Source organism: Clostridia bacterium, assembly GCA_017394805.1.
GTDB lineage: Bacteria > Bacillota > Clostridia > Christensenellales > CAG-1252 > RUG14300.
In genome coordinates, this window is the sequence record JAFPXC010000020.1 from 29,782 (window position 1) to 47,537 (window position 17,756).

At 55.8% G+C, this 17,756-nt stretch carries 16 protein-coding genes and 1 tRNA gene; 14 read left to right on the forward strand and 3 right to left on the reverse strand.

What is annotated here, in order from left to right; genetic code table 11:
• Positions 1–95: 95 nt before the first annotated feature.
• The 7 genes from II896_05160 (at position 96) to II896_05190 (ending at position 3,749) form a co-directional block, all read left to right on the forward strand.
• Positions 96–186, forward strand: a tRNA-Ile gene (locus II896_05160).
• A 174-nt stretch (positions 187–360) separates the two neighbouring features.
• Positions 361–666, forward strand: a complete 306-nt coding sequence (locus II896_05165; GenBank protein ID MBQ4444019.1) for an STAS domain-containing protein — start codon at positions 361–363, stop codon at positions 664–666.
• A gap of 9 nt (positions 667–675) precedes the next feature.
• Positions 676–1,098 carry an anti-sigma F factor gene (gene spoIIAB, locus II896_05170; GenBank protein MBQ4444020.1) on the forward strand — a complete coding sequence of 141 codons (423 nt, stop codon included), beginning with the start codon at positions 676–678 and terminating at the stop codon, positions 1,096–1,098.
• Positions 1,092–1,802, forward strand: a complete 711-nt coding sequence (locus tag II896_05175; GenBank protein MBQ4444021.1) for a SigB/SigF/SigG family RNA polymerase sigma factor — start codon at positions 1,092–1,094, stop codon at positions 1,800–1,802. The genes spoIIAB and II896_05175 overlap by 7 nt, the downstream gene beginning before the upstream one ends.
• 134 nt (positions 1,803–1,936) lie before the next feature.
• Positions 1,937–2,380, forward strand: coding sequence for a stage V sporulation protein AC (spoVAC, locus tag II896_05180; GenBank protein ID MBQ4444022.1), 444 nt, complete (start codon positions 1,937–1,939; stop codon positions 2,378–2,380).
• A complete protein-coding gene (gene spoVAD / locus II896_05185; GenBank protein ID MBQ4444023.1) occupies positions 2,380–3,381 on the forward strand; it encodes a stage V sporulation protein AD in 1,002 nt (333 codons plus the stop codon). Before spoVAC ends, spoVAD begins: the two co-directional genes overlap by 1 nt.
• An 11-nt stretch (positions 3,382–3,392) precedes the next feature.
• A complete protein-coding gene (locus II896_05190) occupies positions 3,393–3,749 on the forward strand; it encodes a SpoVA/SpoVAEb family sporulation membrane protein (GenBank protein ID MBQ4444024.1) in 357 nt (118 codons plus the stop codon).
• A 5-nt stretch (positions 3,750–3,754) separates the two neighbouring features.
• Here II896_05190 and II896_05195 read toward each other — a convergent pair whose 3' ends face one another.
• A complete protein-coding gene (locus tag II896_05195; GenBank protein ID MBQ4444025.1) occupies positions 3,755–4,387 on the reverse strand; it encodes a hypothetical protein in 633 nt (210 codons plus the stop codon).
• Positions 4,388–4,535: 148 nt separating this feature from the next.
• On the opposite strand from II896_05195, the gene pheS reads away from it, so the two are divergent.
• From pheS to thiI, 6 genes are read left to right on the forward strand one after another with little or no spacing between them, the layout of a single operon-like run.
• Positions 4,536–5,552 (forward strand): phenylalanine--tRNA ligase subunit alpha, encoded by a 1,017-nt coding sequence (gene pheS, locus II896_05200; GenBank protein MBQ4444026.1) that lies wholly within the window; start codon positions 4,536–4,538, stop codon positions 5,550–5,552.
• Positions 5,553–5,564: 12 nt separating this feature from the next.
• A complete protein-coding gene (locus tag II896_05205) occupies positions 5,565–7,967 on the forward strand; it encodes a phenylalanine--tRNA ligase subunit beta (GenBank protein ID MBQ4444027.1) in 2,403 nt (800 codons plus the stop codon).
• 4 nt (positions 7,968–7,971) lie between these two features.
• Positions 7,972–10,314, forward strand: coding sequence for an endonuclease MutS2 (locus II896_05210; protein ID MBQ4444028.1), 2,343 nt, complete (start codon positions 7,972–7,974; stop codon positions 10,312–10,314).
• Positions 10,311–10,769: a hypothetical protein gene (locus tag II896_05215; GenBank protein ID MBQ4444029.1), complete on the forward strand. Its 459-nt coding sequence runs from the start codon at positions 10,311–10,313 to the stop codon at positions 10,767–10,769. Before II896_05210 ends, II896_05215 begins: the two co-directional genes overlap by 4 nt.
• Positions 10,756–11,883, forward strand: a complete 1,128-nt coding sequence (locus tag II896_05220; GenBank protein ID MBQ4444030.1) for a cysteine desulfurase — start codon at positions 10,756–10,758, stop codon at positions 11,881–11,883. The genes II896_05215 and II896_05220 overlap by 14 nt, the downstream gene beginning before the upstream one ends.
• Positions 11,884–11,892: 9 nt before the next feature.
• Positions 11,893–13,056, forward strand: a complete 1,164-nt coding sequence (thiI, locus tag II896_05225; protein MBQ4444031.1) for a tRNA 4-thiouridine(8) synthase ThiI — start codon at positions 11,893–11,895, stop codon at positions 13,054–13,056.
• Here the strand turns inward: thiI and II896_05230 are convergent, their stop codons facing one another.
• Both II896_05230 and II896_05235 read right to left on the reverse strand, forming a co-directional pair.
• Positions 13,057–15,219, reverse strand: a complete 2,163-nt coding sequence (locus II896_05230; protein MBQ4444032.1) for a transglycosylase domain-containing protein — start codon at positions 15,217–15,219, stop codon at positions 13,057–13,059.
• Between the two features lie 55 nt (positions 15,220–15,274).
• Positions 15,275–15,742 (reverse strand): hypothetical protein, encoded by a 468-nt coding sequence (locus tag II896_05235; protein MBQ4444033.1) that lies wholly within the window; start codon positions 15,740–15,742, stop codon positions 15,275–15,277.
• Positions 15,743–15,824: 82 nt separating this feature from the next.
• Between II896_05235 and II896_05240 the strand changes: the two genes are divergently transcribed.
• Positions 15,825–17,633 (forward strand): YgiQ family radical SAM protein, encoded by a 1,809-nt coding sequence (locus tag II896_05240; protein MBQ4444034.1) that lies wholly within the window; start codon positions 15,825–15,827, stop codon positions 17,631–17,633.
• The last annotated feature ends 123 nt before the right edge of the window (positions 17,634–17,756 follow it).

Here is a 17,756-nt window from a genome sequence, read left to right on the forward strand (position 1 = left end):
TATCCAAAACAACCGCTTGGCTATTGTCGCTCATCCTTCTATAGGGGCGTATGCCCAAGGAGATCCTGTTCCCCCCGTTCGCGGGGAGAAATTGAGCGCAACTTACCAAGCGAGTCGGCTACGGAAAGCATCCTTCTATTTTTGGCTGATAACCCGGAGGTCGTTGGTTCGAGTCCAACCTGCGCGAATGCGCGGTAGCCCAGGAGGTAGAGCGCCGTTTCGAAGCTTTCGACTTTCCGACGTGTTGTTTTGGGTATTTTTTTATGACAAATAAGGTGGTTTGGCGTCAAATTACCTTATTTTTTTACAGTCATACGGGGGTATACTGTGAGTACAAGCCGACTGGTTGGGAGGTAGAAGATGGACATCGAGATAACGGGTGACAGAGATACGGTAGTGGTAAGTCCTCACGGGTATATAGACGAATATACGGCGCCCTCCTTGCGCCGCGCGTTGGATAAAGCCGCGGACGCCTATCCGTTGACGGTCGTATTGAACTTTGAAAACGTGGATTTTATGGACAGCACGGGCATAGGCACCATACTCGCCAGGTACAAAGTCATGCGCGACCGCAATATCGAATTGTGCGTCAAAAACGTCAACAGACAAGTGGACAAGTTGTTTCGCCTTACGGGCATATACTCGATACTCAATTTGGTGAGGTAAGCTATGAAAATGGAAAATTATTGCAGATTGACGGTGAATTCCGCGACGAAAATAGAGTCCTTCGTGCGCTGCACGGTGGCCGCGTTTTGCGGATTGCTCAACCCGACGGTGGAAGAGATCAACGATATCAAGACGGCCGTGTCCGAAGCCGTCAATAACTGCGTCGTGCACGCCTACGGCGGAAAAGACGGCGAGATTGACGTGGAAGTGTCCCTCTATGAAGATAGCGTGCAAGTGACCGTGCGTGACGAGGGCTGCGGCTTTGACAACGTGCAAGAGGCCATGCAACCCTTCTATACCAGCAAGCCCAACGAAGAGCGCAGCGGTATGGGATTTACCTTGATGCAGGCGTTTATGAACGAGGTAGAGGTGATGAGCCGTCGCGGCGAGGGGACGACCGTGGTGATGCGGAAGCAAATCGCGTCATGTTGAGCCGAGATGAGACGGTACGACTGATAGAAAAAGCGCAAGCGGGCGATAAAGAGGCCGCCGAAACATTGGTGGCGGAAAATATGCCCCTCGTAAAGAGTATTGCCAAGCGGTATAAGAACTCGGTGGAGTACGACGACCTCATCCAGCTGGGGAGTTTGGGGTTGTACAAGGCGATAATGAATTTCGACGTTAAGTTCGGCGTGCGGTTTTCTACCTACGCCGTGCCCATGATCGCGGGAGAAATCAAGCGGCATATCCGCGATGAAGGCCCGATAAAGATATCGCGCCAGACCAAGTCGCTGGCCGCGCAAATCGCGCGGTTTACCGAGGAATACCGACAAAAAGAGGGGCGAGAGCCCACCATGGACGAAATCGCCGAGGCCTTGCGGGTGGAATCGTCCGAAGTGGTGTACGCGATGGACAGTACCCTTGCGCCCGTGTCCCTCTATGAGAAATACGACGAGGACGGGTGCTATCTCATCGATACTCTGCGCACCGAGGACCAAACGGACGCGATGCTCGACCGTATCATGCTACGCCAATGCATCAAGGCCTTGGACGAGCGCGACCGCAAAATAATATTGTTGCGCTACTACCGCGACAAGACGCAGTCGGAAGTGGCGGCGATACTGGGGGTGTCGCAAGTGCAGGTGTCGCGGTTGGAGGCGCGAATTATACGCGAAATGCGGGATAAAATGTCCTGACTTCTATTTTATACGCATAAGCGAGCGAGGATTCGTCCATCATTCCCGTATGAAAAAGCCTTTGAGTTTTTTGGGAGACCAAGCGGAGGACGTGGAGATCTACGCCCCAAGCAAGGCTTTGGAGGAGGACGGATTTGATAGAGAAAGAAGAGTACGTCGAACTTGTCAAGAAGACGACGCCTAAATCCAAGGAACTGAAAACCCTGCCCATCGCTTTTGCGGTCGGCGGGTTTATTTGCTGTATCGGGCAAGCGTTTCGGCTGATTTACAGCACGTTTTTGCCTATAGGCAAAGTGACCGCCGGAAGCTTGACGTCGGTGACGATGATTTTTATCGGCTCGCTGTTGACGGGACTGGGCGTGTACGACAAAATCGGCAAGGTGGCGGGCGCCGGCTCTATCGTGCCCATCACGGGGTTTGCCAATTCGGTGGTGTCACCCGCGATGGAATTTAACCGCGAGGGCGTGGTGCTGGGCGTGATGAGCAAAATGTTCGTGGTGGCAGGCCCCGTCATCGTGTCGGGCGTGGTGGCTTCTATCATCATTGCGCTCGTCTATTATATCGTGGGGTTGTTTTGATGAACGGCGGCAAGCAGACCATTTTGTTCGAGAAAAAGCCGCATATCGTCGCAGGCTACGGCATCGTCGGGCCCAAAGAAGGGGAAGGGCCGCTCGCTCGCTACTTCGACGAGGTGGCCAAGGACGACTTGTTCGACCAGGAAAGTTATGAAAAAGCCGAGTGCAAAATGCACCTTTTGGCCATCGAGCGTGCCATAGAAAGAGCGGGATTGCAAGAGTCGGACGTGGACGCGCTGTTGTCGGGCGACTTGCTCAATCAAATCATTTCGTCTTCCTTTTCGGCGCGGGAGTTGGATATACCGTTTTTGGGGCTGTACAACGCGTGCAGTACCTTCGGCGAGGCGCTAATATTGGGCAGTATCCTCTTGTCGGGCGGCAGTATGCGGGTGGTGGCGTGCTCGACGAGCAGTCACTTCTCGACGGCGGAACGGCAGTACCGCTTTCCGTTGGAGTTGGGTACGCAAATGACGCCTACCGCACAGTGGACGGTGACGGGCAGCGGGTGTTCGGTGCTGGCCGCAGAGGGCGAAGGCCCCGTCGTGACCGCCGCTACCGTGGGTAAGGTGATAGACTACGACATTACGGACGCCAACAATATGGGCGCGGCTATGGCGCCGGCGGCGGCCTACACCATCGCCACGCACCTACGGGAGACCGATAGAAACGTGGACTATTACGACGCGGTCGTGACGGGCGACTTGGGAATTTTCGGCTCGGAAATGTTGCACCAACTGTTGTTAAGCGAGGGGATAGACGTGGCCGACAATCATCTCGATTGCGGCAAACTCGTATTCGACGAAAAGCAAAAAGTGCACATGGGCGGCAGCGGCGCGGGCTGTTCGTCCAGCGTGTTCAACACCTATTTTTTGCAACAATTCAAAGAGGGCAAGTTGAAGCGCGTGCTGTTCGTGCCGACGGGTGCTTTGCTTAGCAAGGTTTCGTCCTTGCAGGGGGAGAGCATTCCCGCCATCGCGCACGCCGTGGCCATAGAGGTGGAATGATGGATATATTCTTGCAATTTTTACAGGCGTTCGCCGTGGGCGGGTTGATTTGCCTCGTCGGTCAACTGCTCATCAACTATACCAAGATGACGTCTTCGCGGATACTCGTGATTTTCCTCTTGCTCGGGGCGGCGCTGGAAGGGGCGCAACTCTTTGATCCCATCGAGAAGTTCGCGGGGTGCGGTATCACCATACCCATCGTGGGCTTCGGCGCGACTTTGGTGAAAGGCGCGGTCAAAGCCATGCACGAAACGGGGCTGTTGGGCGTGCTGACGGGCGGCATCGTGGCGGGCGCCGCAGGCTTGGCGGCGGCCATACTGTTCGGCTTTATGATGTCCATCATCTTCAAAGCGCGCACCAAGTCGTAGGGGAATCAGGGAATCAAATCCAGAAAGTTGGTGCCGTTTTCGCCCGCGACGTAGACGTTGGGGACGGTGGCGGCGTACATTTTTTCGCATATGGGCACGTAATAGGTGTAGTGCAAGTCCTCGATGGCGGCGGGTACGGTGACGTGCGCGGTGGCCTCTACGACCAAATAGACCGCGTAGCGTATTTGGTTGATGCCCACCGATTGGCAGATGGCCGTGTATTGGGTGGCGACGTCGTACGAAACGTGCAGGGTATAGATCTCGCTACGACCTTTGTCCGCCCAATACGAGCCGCCGAAGAGCGCGCCTTTGGGAAAGGACACGGGCAGGCGTTCGTACTGCCGCAGGTCGAGAGCGCATTGTACGTTGCATTGGTTTGCCAGCTTGTTGACGGCGAGGGCGTTGACTTTGACCTGCGTCGATTCGGCGCTCAGCGGGGTTTCGGCGACGTAGGACGCGTCCGTGTTTTCGATGACCGCAAGGCAGGTGCGGTTGATTTGCGCGTGCAAAACCTCTTCAACTTTGGCGCGGCCGCTTTGGACGATCTGCGCGTCGAAGACCTTGCCCACTCGGCAGGATAGGGCCACGGCCAGCGCAGCCAAACACAATGCTACGAAGATGATTTTGAATTTGCGCACGGTACAGTATATGACGTATCGGCGCGTTTTTTGCCCCCGTGGGCGCGTGTACGCACGCAAAAACGGCAAAGGTGCGTCAAGTTGCTTGACGAGTGGGGCAAATCGTGGTAAATTAAAATATAGAATATTTTAACGAACGGAGAACATTATGCTTGATTTGATTGAAAAAATTGTAGCAAAGAGTATCGCGCTCATCGAAGCCGCCAAGGATTTAAACGCGCTCAACGAAATCCGCGTCAAGATTTTGGGCAAGAACGGCGAGTATACCTCGGTTTTGCGCGGTATGAAAGACGTTTCGCCCCAAGATAAGCCGCGTTTGGGCAAGTTGATCAACGAAGGCCGCGTCGAAATCGAAGGGTTGATCGCCAAGAAAGAGGCCGCCTTCAAGGCCGCCGAACTCGAGCGCAAACTCAAGAAAGAGACCGTGGACGTCACGTTGGACGCCCCCGTCGAGGTGGGTAGCGTGCACCCCATCACTTCGGTCATCAACGAAGTGACCGATATCTTCGTGGGGTTGGGCTTCACCGCCGTCGAAGGCTCGGAGGTCGAGAGCGACTACTATAACTTCCAACTGATGAATATTCCGCCCGATCATCCCGCGAGAGATATGCAGGATACCTTTTACGTGAGCGACAGCACCTTGTTGCGCACGCATACTTCGCCTATGCAGGCGCACACGATGATGAGTCAGCAACCGCCTATCCGCATTATCGTGCCCGGCAAGGTCTACAGAGCGGACGACGACGCCACGCATAGCCCCATCTTCCACCAGATTGAGGGCTTGGTGGTGGATAAGGATATCTCTTTGGCGCACCTCAAAGGTACGCTGGATATGGTGGCCAAGGCCCTCTTCAACGCCGAGACCAAGACGCGATTCCGTCCCTCGTATTTCCCCTTTACCGAGCCGTCGGTCGAGGTGGACGTCAGCTGCTGTATGTGCGGCGGCAAAGGGTGCCGCTTGTGCAAGGGCACGGGCTGGCTGGAAATATTGGGCGCGGGCGTGGTCAATCCCGTCGTCTTGGACAACTGCGGCATAGATTCCACCGTCTATTCGGGCATCGCGTTCGGCTTGGGCGTGGATCGTATCGCCATGATCAAATACGGCATTCCCGACATTCGCAGTTTGTACGAGAATGACGTGCGCTTCTTGCGCAAGTACAAATAAGGGGGTAGTAGTATGAAAGTACCGTATAGCTGGTTGAAAGATTTTGTGGATATCGACGTCACCCCTTTGGAACTCGCGGACAAATTGGTCAAGGCGGGGTTCGAAATCGAAGAGATCATCGATTTGGAAAAGCAGTACGTCAACATCGTGGTGGGCTTGATCGAAGAGATCGAGCCGCATCCCAACGCCAATAAACTGCAAATATGCAAAATCAACGTGGGCGAGAAGGGCGTAAGACAAATCGTCACGGGCGCCAAGAACGTGGCCGTGGGCGATTACGTCCCCGTGTGCCTGGACGGCGCCGTGTTGCCCGACGGCAAGGAGATCCGCACGGGCGAGTTGCGCGGCGTGCTGAGCGAAGGTATGCTGTGCGGCGGTAGCGAACTCGACCTCAACGACTCGGACTACGAGGGCGCGGGCTTCGACGGCATCTTTATCCTCAACAAGGCGTTCGACGTGTCCAAGTTGACATTGGGTATGGATATCAACGAGGTCATCGACACCAAGGACGTGGTGCTGGACGTGGGCGTGACGGCCAACCGTCCCGATACCAACAGCATCGTGGGCATCGCGCGCGAAGTCGCCGCAGTGCTCGATAAACCGCTGAAACCTTTTGCCTTTGGCAAAACCGAGGAGAAAGGCGACGTGAAAGAGATGATCAAAGTGACCGTGGAAGACAAGACGCTTTGCCCCCGCTATATGATCAAGGGCGTCAAAGATATCGTCGTCAAGCCCTCTCCCGCGATTATTCGCCGCAGATTGCGCAAGGTGGGCATTCGCCCCATCAACAATATAGTTGACGTCACCAATTACGTGCTGATCGAGATCGGTCAACCCATGCACGCCTTCGATTACGACCGCTTGGCCGACGGGCAAATCGTCGTTAGACGCGCCAAAGAGGGCGAGCATATCGTCACGTTGGACGGCAAAGACAACGCGTTGAACCCCGAAAACCTCGTCATTTGCAATTCCACTGCGCCCATGGCTTTGGCGGGTGTGATGGGCGGTCTCAATTCGGGCATCGAAGAGAGCACCAAGACCATTTTGCTGGAATCCGCTCGCTTCAAACGCGACAATATCCGCCGCACGAGCAAAGCGCTGGGCATTCGCAGCGATTCTTCCGCCCGCTTCGAGAAGGGCATCGACTTCATCAGTCAGGAGTGGGGCGTGGCGCGTGCCGTGCAACTCATCACCGAACAGGCGGCGGGCGTCGCCGTGGGCGGCGTGTGGGACGTGTTCGACGGCAATACCGACGAGCGCACCATTACGGTGAAAGCGTCCAAAGTCAATACCATTCTGGGTATCGAAATAGACAAAAAGACCATGGCCGACATTCTCAACCGTCTGCAACTGCGGACGGTGGTGAAAGGCGACGACCTCGTCATCACGGTGCCGCAATACCGCGAGGATATCCAAAACGCCAACGATATCGCCGAAGAGGTCATTCGCCTCTACGGCTACGACAATATCGTTTCGACGCCGTTGGACGGCAAGAAACAAACGCACGGCGGCGTGAGCGACAACGTCAAATGGCTGGGCAAAGTGAAGAATCTGTTGTCGGGCGTGGCGGCCTATCACGAGATCGTGTCGTATAGTTTCATCTCGCCCAAAGCGTGGGATATGCTGCGCTTGCCCGAGGACGACGACCGCCGCAACTGCATCACTTTGCTCAATCCTTTGGGCGAAGAATTGTCGGTCATGCGCACGACGTTGCTGCATTCTATGCTCAAAACCGTGGCGCTCAACCAAACGAGGAGCAACAAATCCGTCAAATTGTACGAGGCGGCCAAGACCTATCATCCCGCCATTGACGCGCCCTCTACCGAGATTTTGCGCCTGATGATCGCCGAGACGGGGGAGAAATGCGATTTCTACAGCATCAAAAACACCGTTCGCGCGGTGGCGGACAAACTCAACGTCAAAATCGAAGTGCTGCCCAAGACCTATCCGTATTTGCACCCCGGCAGAAGCGCCGCCGTGATGCTCAACGGGCAGGAGATCGGCTATATCGGCGAAGTGCATCCTTCGGTTGCTGCCGACTATGACCTTTCGGGCCGAGTTTACGCGGCCGAATTGACGCTGGCGCCCTTGTTCGAGGCGGCGACGCCTTTCCTCGCTTTTGAGGCGATTCCCAAATATCCCGCGATCAACCGCGACTTGGCGTTCGTCTTGCGTAAGGAAATTTTGGCCAAGGATATATTGGACGTCGTGAAAAAGAGCGCGGGCGACAAGTTGGAATCCGCCGAGATCTTCGACGTGTACGAAGGGGCGGCGTTGCCGCTGGGTACCAAGAGCGTGGCCGTGGCGTTGACCTTCCGCGACAAGGAGCGTACTCTGGTGGACGCCGAGGTCGTGGCCGCCGTAGACGATATCCTCGCGGCGATGAAGGATACCTTCGGCGCTTCTCTACGATAGAAATATGAACGAAAAAGTATTGCAGTCGCTCGGATACGACAAGATAATGCAACGCGTGGCCGCTTTTGCGCAAAGTGAAAGCGGCAAATCTATTTTGCTGGCCACCGTGCCCAATACGTGTTTTGGTGAATGCGATACTATGCTCAAAGAGACCGCTGAGGCCGATAGATTGCTGTACGAACACGGTATTCACCCCTCTTTGGGCGTGGAAAACGTGACCGAGCAGTTGGAATTGGCCAAAAAAGGCTTTATGCTGGGTATGGGCGACTTGCTCAAAGTGTCGCAGGTTTTACGCGTCAGCAGCGCCGCCAAGCAGAGTATCGGGCATACGAGCGCCGAGGCGCCCTTGTTGAAGGCGTACGCCGCCAGAATATTTACGGCGGATAGTTTGCAGGCCGCCATCGACCTCGCCATCATCAGCGATACCGAGATGAGCGACAATGCGTCGCCCAAGTTGGCCTCGATACGACAGGCCATCAAACGCGGTAACGAGCGCTTGAAAGAGAAAATACAGTCCTTCATTACCACCAAGGCGTATGCGCCGTATTTGCAAGAGGCGTTGGTGACCAAGCGTGACGACCGCTATGTCATTCCCGTCAAATCCGACTTCCGCGGTCAAATAAAAGGATTGATCCACGACCAATCCGCGAGCGGTCAAACGGTGTACGTCGAGCCTTTGGAAGTGGTGGAGATGAACAACGAACTCAAACAACTTTCCATCGACGAGCACAAAGAAATAGAGCGTATTTTGCTGGACTTCACGGCACGCGTGGGGTTGATAGCGGATCCGTTGGCCGTCAATCTGGAAGTCATCGTCGCCTTGGACGTCATTTTCGCCCGCGCCATTTACGGCCATACCATCGACGGCACCATGCCCCGCTTGAACGAGCGAGGGTACGTGCGTATTCGCAAAGGGCGGCATCCGCTCATCGAAAAGCACAAGGTGGTGGCCAATACGGTGGAATTGGGCGGCGACTTCGATATTCTGTTGGTGACCGGCCCTAATACGGGCGGCAAAACGGTCACGCTGAAATTGACGGGGCTTTGCTGTTTGATGGCGGAGAGCGGGTTGTTTATCCCCGCCGAGCCCGATAGCGACGTGGCCGTATTCCAAAACGTGTTGACCGACATCGGCGACGAGCAGAGTATCGAGCAAAACCTGTCCACCTTCTCCTCGCACATGAGCAACGTGGTGTATATGGTCAGGCACGCCGACGAAAATACCTTGGCGCTCATCGACGAGTTGGGCGCGGGTACAGACCCCGAGCAGGGTGCGGCTCTGGCCGTGGCCATCACCGATTGTTTGCGCGAAAAAGGCGTCAAAGCGGTGATCACCACCCACTACGGCGCACTCAAAGAATATGCCTATTCCACCCAAAGGGTGGAAAACGCCTCGATGGACTTCGATCCCGATACGTACGAGCCGCTGTATAAGTTAATCATCGGCGTGCCCGGTACGAGCAACGCTTTCGAGATAGCGAGGAAGTTGGGGTTGGACGAGCAAATCGTGCAAAACGCCGCTTCGGGCGTCAAAGAAGGTAGCGTGCGCTTCGAGGACGTGCTGATGCGCGCCGACCAAATGCGCCGCAAAGCGCAGGAAGAGTTGGACGAAAACAGGCGGTTGAACGCCGAATTGGAAGAGGAGATCCGCCGCACCAAGCAAGAGCAAAACAAGTTGCAGGCCGAGGTGGACAAACTCAATCAAAACGCCCGTCGCGAGGTGCGCAGGCTGGTGGATATCGCCTTGGCCGAAGTCAACGAGATAGTGGACGAACTGAAGAAACTACTGGACGAGCCGCAGCAATCGGGGTATTTTAAGGCTACACAACTGCGCAAAAAACTCGAACGAATCACGGTCGAAGAGGAAGAGGCGGACGACGATCCGCCCATGACCGACGACGAGCCGAAGCCGGGCGACAAGGTGTTCGTGCTCAAATTCCGCAAGGAAGCCGTGCTGAACAGCATTACCAAGAACGGCGAATACGTCGTGTCGATGGGCAATTTGAAAAGCATCGTCAAACCGTCAGAGGTCAAAAAACTGCTTGTGCAAAAAGAAGCGGCGCCCGAAAAACCCATTCGCAAGCAAGTGACCTTGGGAAACGCGCGCGTCAAGCGCGAGTTGTATCTCTTGGGTTGCACGGTGGACGAAGCCTTGTATCGGTTGGAGAACTTCCTCGACGAGGCCGACGCCGCCAAGGTGGAAGAGGTCAAAATCATACACGGGTTGGGTACGGGCGCGTTGCGCAACGCCATTTGGGAGTACCTCAACGAGTCCGACGTGTTCAGTTTCCGCGCGGGAAAGCAGGGTGAGGGCGGTCAAGGCGTGACCTATGTGCGATTGAGATGACCTACTACGAGTATTTGTTGCCCAATCAAAATCACGGCTTGATCATGCTGAAGCGTGCGTTTTTGCTGATGGCCGCCTTTAACTTCGTCACGGGGCTTGCGGCGGGTATCGTTGCCGCCATCATCAACTGGGTGTTCGTCTTCGTGCCGCTGGTGTGGTTTTTGTTGGGCTTCGTGTACGGCAATATCGCGTATTTGTTCGTCACCGATTACAAATACGTCTACGACAACGGCACCTTCGCCATCTACAAACACCGCAAATACGGCAAATACCGCTTGGTGATGCAAGCCGCCGTCACCGATTTGGACTGGGACTTAACGACGTATAGCAAGCAAAAACAATGCACCAATACGGCCGCTACGACCAAATTCGTCTGCCAAGACGTACTGTACTTCGTAACGGTGGACGACTATATGCAATCTATACTCAAAGGAGAAATCAATGTATCTCGATAATGCCGCGACGACGAAATTGCTGCCCGAAGTGGTCGATATCGTGCAAAAATACGGCTGTGAGCAGTTCTATAACCCATCCGCTTTGTACGGCGAAGCCATAGCGGTCAACCGCGCGTTGAACGCGCAAAGGGGCGTTTTGGCCAAGGCGTTGGGCGTGACGGCGGACTGCATCGTCTATACTTCGTGCGGTTCGGAGAGCGACAACGCCGCCTTGTTGGCCACGCGCAAGAAAAAGGGCGGCAGGGTGATCGTTTCGGCCGCCGAGCACGCCGCCGTGTACCAAACCGCGGAAGCCTTGCGCCAAATGGGCTACGACGTGAAGTATTGCCCCGTGGACGGTTGCGGCAAAGTGATTGAAGAGGAATTCGTCAAGTTGCTCGACCAAAACACCGTGTTGGTGAGCGTGATGCACGTCAACAACGAAACGGGCGCGGTCAACGACGTGCGCAGACTGTGCGAGTTGACCAAGAGATACGACGAGTCCATCCTGTTCCATGCGGACGGCGTGCAGGCGTTCGGGCATATCAAGGTCAATCTGCGCGCGTTGGGCGTGGACTTGTATTCGGTCAGCGGACACAAGATCGGCGCGCCCAAGGGTGTGGGCGCTTTGTACGTCAAAAGCGGCGTATCCATGCAGCCCATCGTCTACGGCGGCGGGCAGGAGAGCGGCTTGCGCTCGGGCACGGAAAACGCCATAGGCATCGCCGCGCTAAGCGCGTGCGCCGAGAAGTATCTTGCTATGCAAGATAAACTGCGCGAAAAAGGCGCGGAACTGCGGACGCGTGCGCTTGATTTCGTCACTTCGCACGAGGGGTGCAAACTGCTGTCTCCCGAGAATGGTGCGCCGCATATCCTCACGATGGCTTTCGAGCGCGTGCGCGGAGAAGTGATGATGCACGAGTTGGAGGGATACGGCATTACGGTAGGCATCGGCTCGGCGTGTTCGTCCAAGAAAGGCACGGCGCGTATCCCCAAGGCGCTGGGGCTTGCGGGCGGCTATGAGATGGGAATGGTGCGCATCAGCATCAATCCCTTCGACGAGTACGATTGGGACTACTTGTTTGAAAAAATGCACGAAGCGTACGTCAAATTGAGCAGATTCGTGCGCGTATAGCGAGGAAATATGAAAAAAGTCATTTTGTTGAGATACGGCGAGATATATTTGAAGGGGCGCAACCGCTCCTATTTCGAGCGCTGTCTTTTGGATAATATCAAAGAAGTGCTGTCCGGCTACGACTGCAAGGTCGTCAAGATGCAGGGGCGGTATTCGGTGGAGGATTTCGACGCGGATCTGACCGAGGAGATCGTGGACAAATTGCGCAAAGTGTTCGGCTTGCATTCGCTGTCCATTGCGGCGGTCGTGCCGAGCGATATTCCGTCCATCGGTGCTATATGCGCAGAGGCGGCGCCCGACAAAGGCTCTTTCCGCATTACGGTCAATCGCGCGGATAAGTCCATCGCCCTGACTTCTATTCAAATCGCCGCCGAGTTGGGCGGGTACGTATTGGAAGCGCACCCCGACCTGAAAGTAGACTTGCATACGCCCGACAAGGAAATTCGCGTGGACTTACGCGAAAATCATACGGCCTACGTCTTCACGGACGTCGTTGCGGCGGCGGGCGGTATGCCCGTGGGCTGTAGCGGCAAGGGGATCGTGCTGTTGTCGGGCGGTATCGACAGCCCCGTGGCGGCCTATCGCATGGCCAAGCGCGGTATGAAATTGTGCGCCGTACACTTCCACAGTTATCCCTACACCAGCTTGATGGCCAAAGAGAAGACCTTGGACTTGGCGCGTATCCTCACCGCCTACACAGGGGATATGGACGTGTACGTGGTGCCGTTTACCGAGGTGCAGTTGGCCATTCACGAGCATTGTCCCGCCGAATATATGATCACCATAATGCGCCGTATCATGATGCGCATCGCCGAGCGCTTGGCCAAGGCGCACAAGTGCGGCTCCATCATCACGGGCGAGAGTCTGGCACAGGTGGCGTCGCAAACGCAGGAGAGTATTTTGGTGACCAATTCGGTCGTGGAGTCCCTGCCCGTGTTCCGTCCGCTCATCGGTATGGACAAAGAGGAAATCATCGTCACTGCGCGTGAAATCGGCACCTTCGACACGAGCATTTTGCCCTACGAGGATTGCTGTACCGTGTTTTTGCCCAAGAATCCCGTTATTCGCCCCGAGTTGGCGCTCATCGAGGCCGCCGAGAGCAAATTGGACGTGGAAAGCTTGATAGCGGACGCTTTGGCCAACGTCGAATACCATCGTATCGAAAGAGAATAATCAAACGATCATTACGCGCTCTATCGCGCCGTAGACGTCCGTTTTTCCGTGCAATATCGGCTTTATGCACCACCAACCCGCACCCATTGGATAGCGCTTGGCGGTGCTTTTTTCGTCCGTGGGGCGTATTTCGTCTATGAGATAGGTGCTAAATCCGTTGTCGTAGAACACTTGGTAGGAGCAGAGAGCCTGCGGTGTAAGAGTAAGGCAAATCTCGTCGCCTTCCACCGTGAACGCACCCTCGACCGAAGGCGGCGTTTCGAACAGGAGTGACTGCGGCGCCCGATAGGTGGACTTGGCGAGGATACGCTTTCGGTACTTGGTGGGTACGTTGGGAGAGGCCGTGAGCACCGTGCCAGCCGTTTCGTACGAGTATTGGTCTATTTCGAGATCGACGACGCTATCGGGGCGCGTGAAATCACGCGGCGCGAAGGGGGCAAACATCGCCTTGACAATGGTGGTCGTACCGCCGCCGCCCGAGACCGTGGTCATTTTGTCCTCGGCCATAGAGAGGTTTCCCGCCCAAGCGATGCAGACCGCTTGGGGCGTGTAGGCCGCGCACCAAGCGTCAGAGTTGGCGCCTTTGCATTCCACCGTGCCCGTTTTGGCCGCGATGGGTATGGACAGTTCGCCGAGTTTTTTCGCCGTGCCCGTGCGCGCGGTTTCGCACAGCATATCCGTGACGAGGTAGGCGGTAGACGGGGAGATAATCCGCTCGGCCGTCGTCGGTTTGTCGTATACGACCGTGCCGTCGGGCGCGACCACTCTGCGGACGAAGGCGGCGCGTTGACGAATGCCGCCCGCCGCCAACGTGCAATACGCAGAGGTCAATTCGTCTATGGTGCTACCATACGTCAGCCCGCCCAAGGCAAGCCCCAAGTGCCTGTCTTTGCGGTGAAGGGGAATGCCGAAACGATTGATGAGGGCGAACGCATCGTCCAATCCCGCATAGCCGAGCGTCTTGACGGCCGCCACGTTGGAACTCTTGGCGAGGGCGTCGCGGGCGGTGATGCGTCCGTAGTAGACGTCGTGATAGTTGTGCGGCGTATAGTCGCCGAAGGATTGCGGTCGGTCGTCCAAAATGGAATCGGGCAAAAGAAGGTCCTTTTCGATGGCCGAAGCGTAGACGAAGGGCTTGACGGTCGAACCGATTTGGCGGCGAACGGCGGCGGCGTTTTCGTCAAAGGTGGCGCAAAAGGCCCGAATAGCGCCGTCGGTAGAGGCAAAAGCAAGCATATAGTCCGTGCCGTCTGCGAGCAAATTGCTTTGAAAAATCGCCTGTGCGCGCGCTTGTGTCTCGGGGTCGCAATAGGTGTACACGGTGTAGCCCTCGGTGAGCGCGTTGGTGTCTATGCCCGTCATTCGCGCCGCCTCTTCTACGGCGTTAAGCCTGTACGTTTTGTATATATCACGCTGTCCGTCGGCAAGGCGCAGCGGCGCGTTTTTGCTCTTTTCGGCCTCTTCCTGCGAGATATAGCCTTGCTCGGCCATCAAATCCAAAATGCGGTTGCGCCGCGTTTGGTTGTTTTGGGGGTTGCGGACGGGAGAGTAGTGGGTGGGATTGACGGTCGTGGCGGCGATCGCCGCGCATTCCGCCGTCGTCAATTCGTCGAGGTCTTTGTCGAAATAGCCCTTGGCGGCCGATTTGACGCCGTAGTGACCGCCGCCCAAATAGATGACGTTGAGATACATCTCGAGGATTTCCTCTTTGGAATGGCTCTTTTCGAGTTCCAAGGCGAGTTTGGCCTCTTTTAGCTTGCGCTTCAAGGTTTTTTCTTGGCTGAGATGGGTGTTTTTGACGAGTTGACAGGTGATGGTGCTGGCGCCTTCCTTGGCGCCTTTGCGTTTGAGGTTGGCCCACATAGCCCCCGCGATGCGCCGATAGTCCAGCCCGTGGTGGCGGTAAAAGCGCTTGTCTTCCACGGCGACGAAGGCGTCTACGAGCGCAGGGGGTATCTCGTCGAACGAGGCGTACGCGTTGGGCACGCCGATGGCGCGTCCGTCGTAGGCGAGTACGTTGACCGTGCGGTCTTTGCGCGTCAGTTTGCTTTCGTCGAGGGTGGCGTCCTTGGTGACGAAAAATACGCACGCGACCGCGACGAGCAGTCCCGCGAGCGTGACGAATAACAAGACTATAGTGGAGATTTTGAGAAACCGTTTCATCTCCGTTATTATTTGAAAACGGGGTGGTTGTATGCGTGGGAAAGAAAAGTGAAGCCTATCGGTTGGCGTCGACCGCGTTTCGTTCGGTCGGGACGTTCGCGTCGTTTGCTCGTTCGCTGTCGGGTTGCGAGGGAATAACGGGCATTTCGTCCACATTCTGCGCGGGCAAAGTCGGCGCGTCCTCTTGCTCGGTGGCTTCGACCGAGGGCGATTCGGTAGAAGAAGCCTTCGCGGCTCGGTCGGCTGAGGGGCTATCGTCGCGCGTCCAGACGACGGCTTTGCCGTCGGCGCGGTTGCGTATAAAGTCCTCTTTGGAGAGCATACCTTCCTCGCCGCCGTGTTCGGCACGGTATTTTTCGCAATACTTATCGTATTTCTTCTCCTCGATTTTGACGCCCAAAACGCGCGAAAACAGCAAAACGAGGTAGAGAATAACGGCGGCCGCTACGACGCCGCCGAGTAGTTTGAGGGCGACGATGCCGCCCTTGGAAAGATTGTCCGATACGTCGACGAGTATATTCATACTGCTATTTTAGCGCGCATTTGCCGAAAAAGCAAGCGGATTTGCCCTTGCCAAATCGCGCGGGAAATGATATACTGTATCTATGCCGTTTTTACCTGTCAAAAGAGAGGAATTCGAGGGGGTGCCCGACTTCGTGTTGGTATCGGCGGACGCGTACGTCGACCATCCGTCTTTCGGTATGGCCGTCGTGTCCCGCGTGGTGGAACACGAGGGGTTTTCGGTGTGTATCGTCCCCCAACCGCAATGCGACGCGGATTATTGCCGATTCGGTGCGCCTCGGCACGCTTTTCTCGTGAGCAGCGGGGTGTGCGACAGCATGGTGGACAACTATACCGTCGCCAAAAACAAGCGTACCGAAGACGTGTACAGCGAGGGCGGCAAGCCGGGGATGCGCCCCGACCGTGCGGTCACCGTGTATTGCAAAAACCTCAAACGACTGTTTCCCGATACGCCCGTGCTCATCGGCGGGATAGAGGCGAGCCTGCGGCGCTTCGCGCACTACGACTATTGGGCGGACCGCGTGATGCCGTCGGTGCTGGTGGATAGCGGCGCGGACCTATTGATGTACGGCATGGGAGAGCGCACCCTCAAAGAACTGCTGTCCTACGTCCGTAGAGGCGTGCCCATAGGGAGTTTGCGCGACGTGCGCGGCACGTGCTATCTCTGCCCATACGATGGGTTAAGTAAAAAATTACAGCAAGACCTTGCCGAAGGCAAGGCCATAGCGTGCGCTTCGTACGAAGACGTATGCCGCGATAAGGTGAGTTACTGCAAGGCGTTCAATGTGCAAAGCGAGAATTGCGATCCGTTTTCGTCCAAAGTGCTTTTGCAAAAGCACGGCGCGCGTTACGTCGTGCAAAACCTGCCCCAACTACCCCTATCGCCCAAGGAGATGGACGAGGTGTATGCCTTGCCCTATATGCGGACTTATCATCCTATGTACAGTGGGGGCGTGCCCGCCATCGAAGAGGTAGAATTCAGCATTACGTCCGTTCGCGGGTGCTACGGCTCGTGCTCGTACTGCGCCTTGACCTATCATCAGGGCCGCATCGTGCAGAAGAGGAGCAAAGAGTCCATCGTGGGCGAGGCCGAACAACTCGTCAAGATCAAGGGTTTTAAGGGATATATCCACGACGTGGGCGGGCCTACCGCCAACTTCCGCGATCCCGCGTGCCGCAAGCAGATGGAGAAGGGCGCTTGCAAACACAGGAATTGCATCGGCTACGAGCCGTGCGACAATCTGCAAGTCGATCACAGGGAATATCTCGACATTTTGGAGGCCTTGCGTCGGATAGAGGGGGTTAAAAAGGTCTTTGTCCGCAGCGGCGTGCGCTTCGATTACGTCATGCTGGACAAGGACGACACGTTCTTGCGCGAACTCATCAAACACCACGTCAGCGGCCAACTGAAAGTGGCGCCCGAGCACTCGGAAAACGGCGTGTTGAAGTTGATGAACAAGCCGCCCTTCGAGGTGTACAAGGCGTTCAAAAACAAATTCGACCGCATCAATAAGGAATTGGGAATGCAGCAGTACCTCGTGCCCTATCTCATTTCGTCCCATCCCGGTTGTACCTTGCGCGACGCGGTGAAGTTGGCCGAATATCTGCATTCCATCAATTATATGCCCAAGCAGGTGCAGGACTTTTATCCCACGCCCTCCACCAAGTCAACGTGTATGTACTATACCGAGATGGACCCCGATACGCTGAAGCCCGTCTTCGTGCCCAAGAGTAAGGAAGAAAAGCAGATGCAGAGGGCTTTGCTGCAATATCGTAAGCCGCAGAATTACGCCATCGTCAAAGCGGCCTTGCTGAAGGCCAACCGCACGGACCTCATCGGCTACGGGGCGCGTTGTTTGATATCGCCGTATCCCAAAAGAAACAATAAATAATCGTTTGATAGTTTTGATTTGCGCGTGAAAACGCGCATTTTTTAGTCTATTCCGTCAAGGGCGAACATACGAATAAATACGGGCGAAATAGTATATTTTCGACAATAGGGCGCAAAATGTGCG

Bases quoted from the DNA above. Each gene is read 5' to 3' on its own strand.
- II896_05235 (MBQ4444033.1), bottom strand. From the start codon at position 15,742: ATGAATATACTCGTCGACGTATCGGACAATCTTTCCAAGGGCGGCATC.
- spoVAD (MBQ4444023.1), top strand. From the start codon at position 2,380: ATGAACGGCGGCAAGCAGACCATTTTGTTCGAGAAAAAGCCGCATATC.
- II896_05240 (MBQ4444034.1), top strand. From the start codon at position 15,825: ATGCCGTTTTTACCTGTCAAAAGAGAGGAATTCGAGGGGGTGCCCGAC.
- II896_05210 (MBQ4444028.1), top strand. From the start codon at position 7,972: ATGAACGAAAAAGTATTGCAGTCGCTCGGATACGACAAGATAATGCAA.
- pheS (MBQ4444026.1), top strand. From the start codon at position 4,536: ATGCTTGATTTGATTGAAAAAATTGTAGCAAAGAGTATCGCGCTCATC.
- II896_05215 (MBQ4444029.1), top strand. From the start codon at position 10,311: ATGACCTACTACGAGTATTTGTTGCCCAATCAAAATCACGGCTTGATC.
- II896_05205 (MBQ4444027.1), top strand. From the start codon at position 5,565: ATGAAAGTACCGTATAGCTGGTTGAAAGATTTTGTGGATATCGACGTC.
- II896_05175 (MBQ4444021.1), top strand. From the start codon at position 1,092: ATGTTGAGCCGAGATGAGACGGTACGACTGATAGAAAAAGCGCAAGCG.
- thiI (MBQ4444031.1), top strand. From the start codon at position 11,893: ATGAAAAAAGTCATTTTGTTGAGATACGGCGAGATATATTTGAAGGGG.
- spoIIAB (MBQ4444020.1), top strand. From the start codon at position 676: ATGGAAAATTATTGCAGATTGACGGTGAATTCCGCGACGAAAATAGAG.
- II896_05165 (MBQ4444019.1), top strand. From the start codon at position 361: ATGGACATCGAGATAACGGGTGACAGAGATACGGTAGTGGTAAGTCCT.
- II896_05220 (MBQ4444030.1), top strand. From the start codon at position 10,756: ATGTATCTCGATAATGCCGCGACGACGAAATTGCTGCCCGAAGTGGTC.
- II896_05230 (MBQ4444032.1), bottom strand. From the start codon at position 15,219: ATGAAACGGTTTCTCAAAATCTCCACTATAGTCTTGTTATTCGTCACG.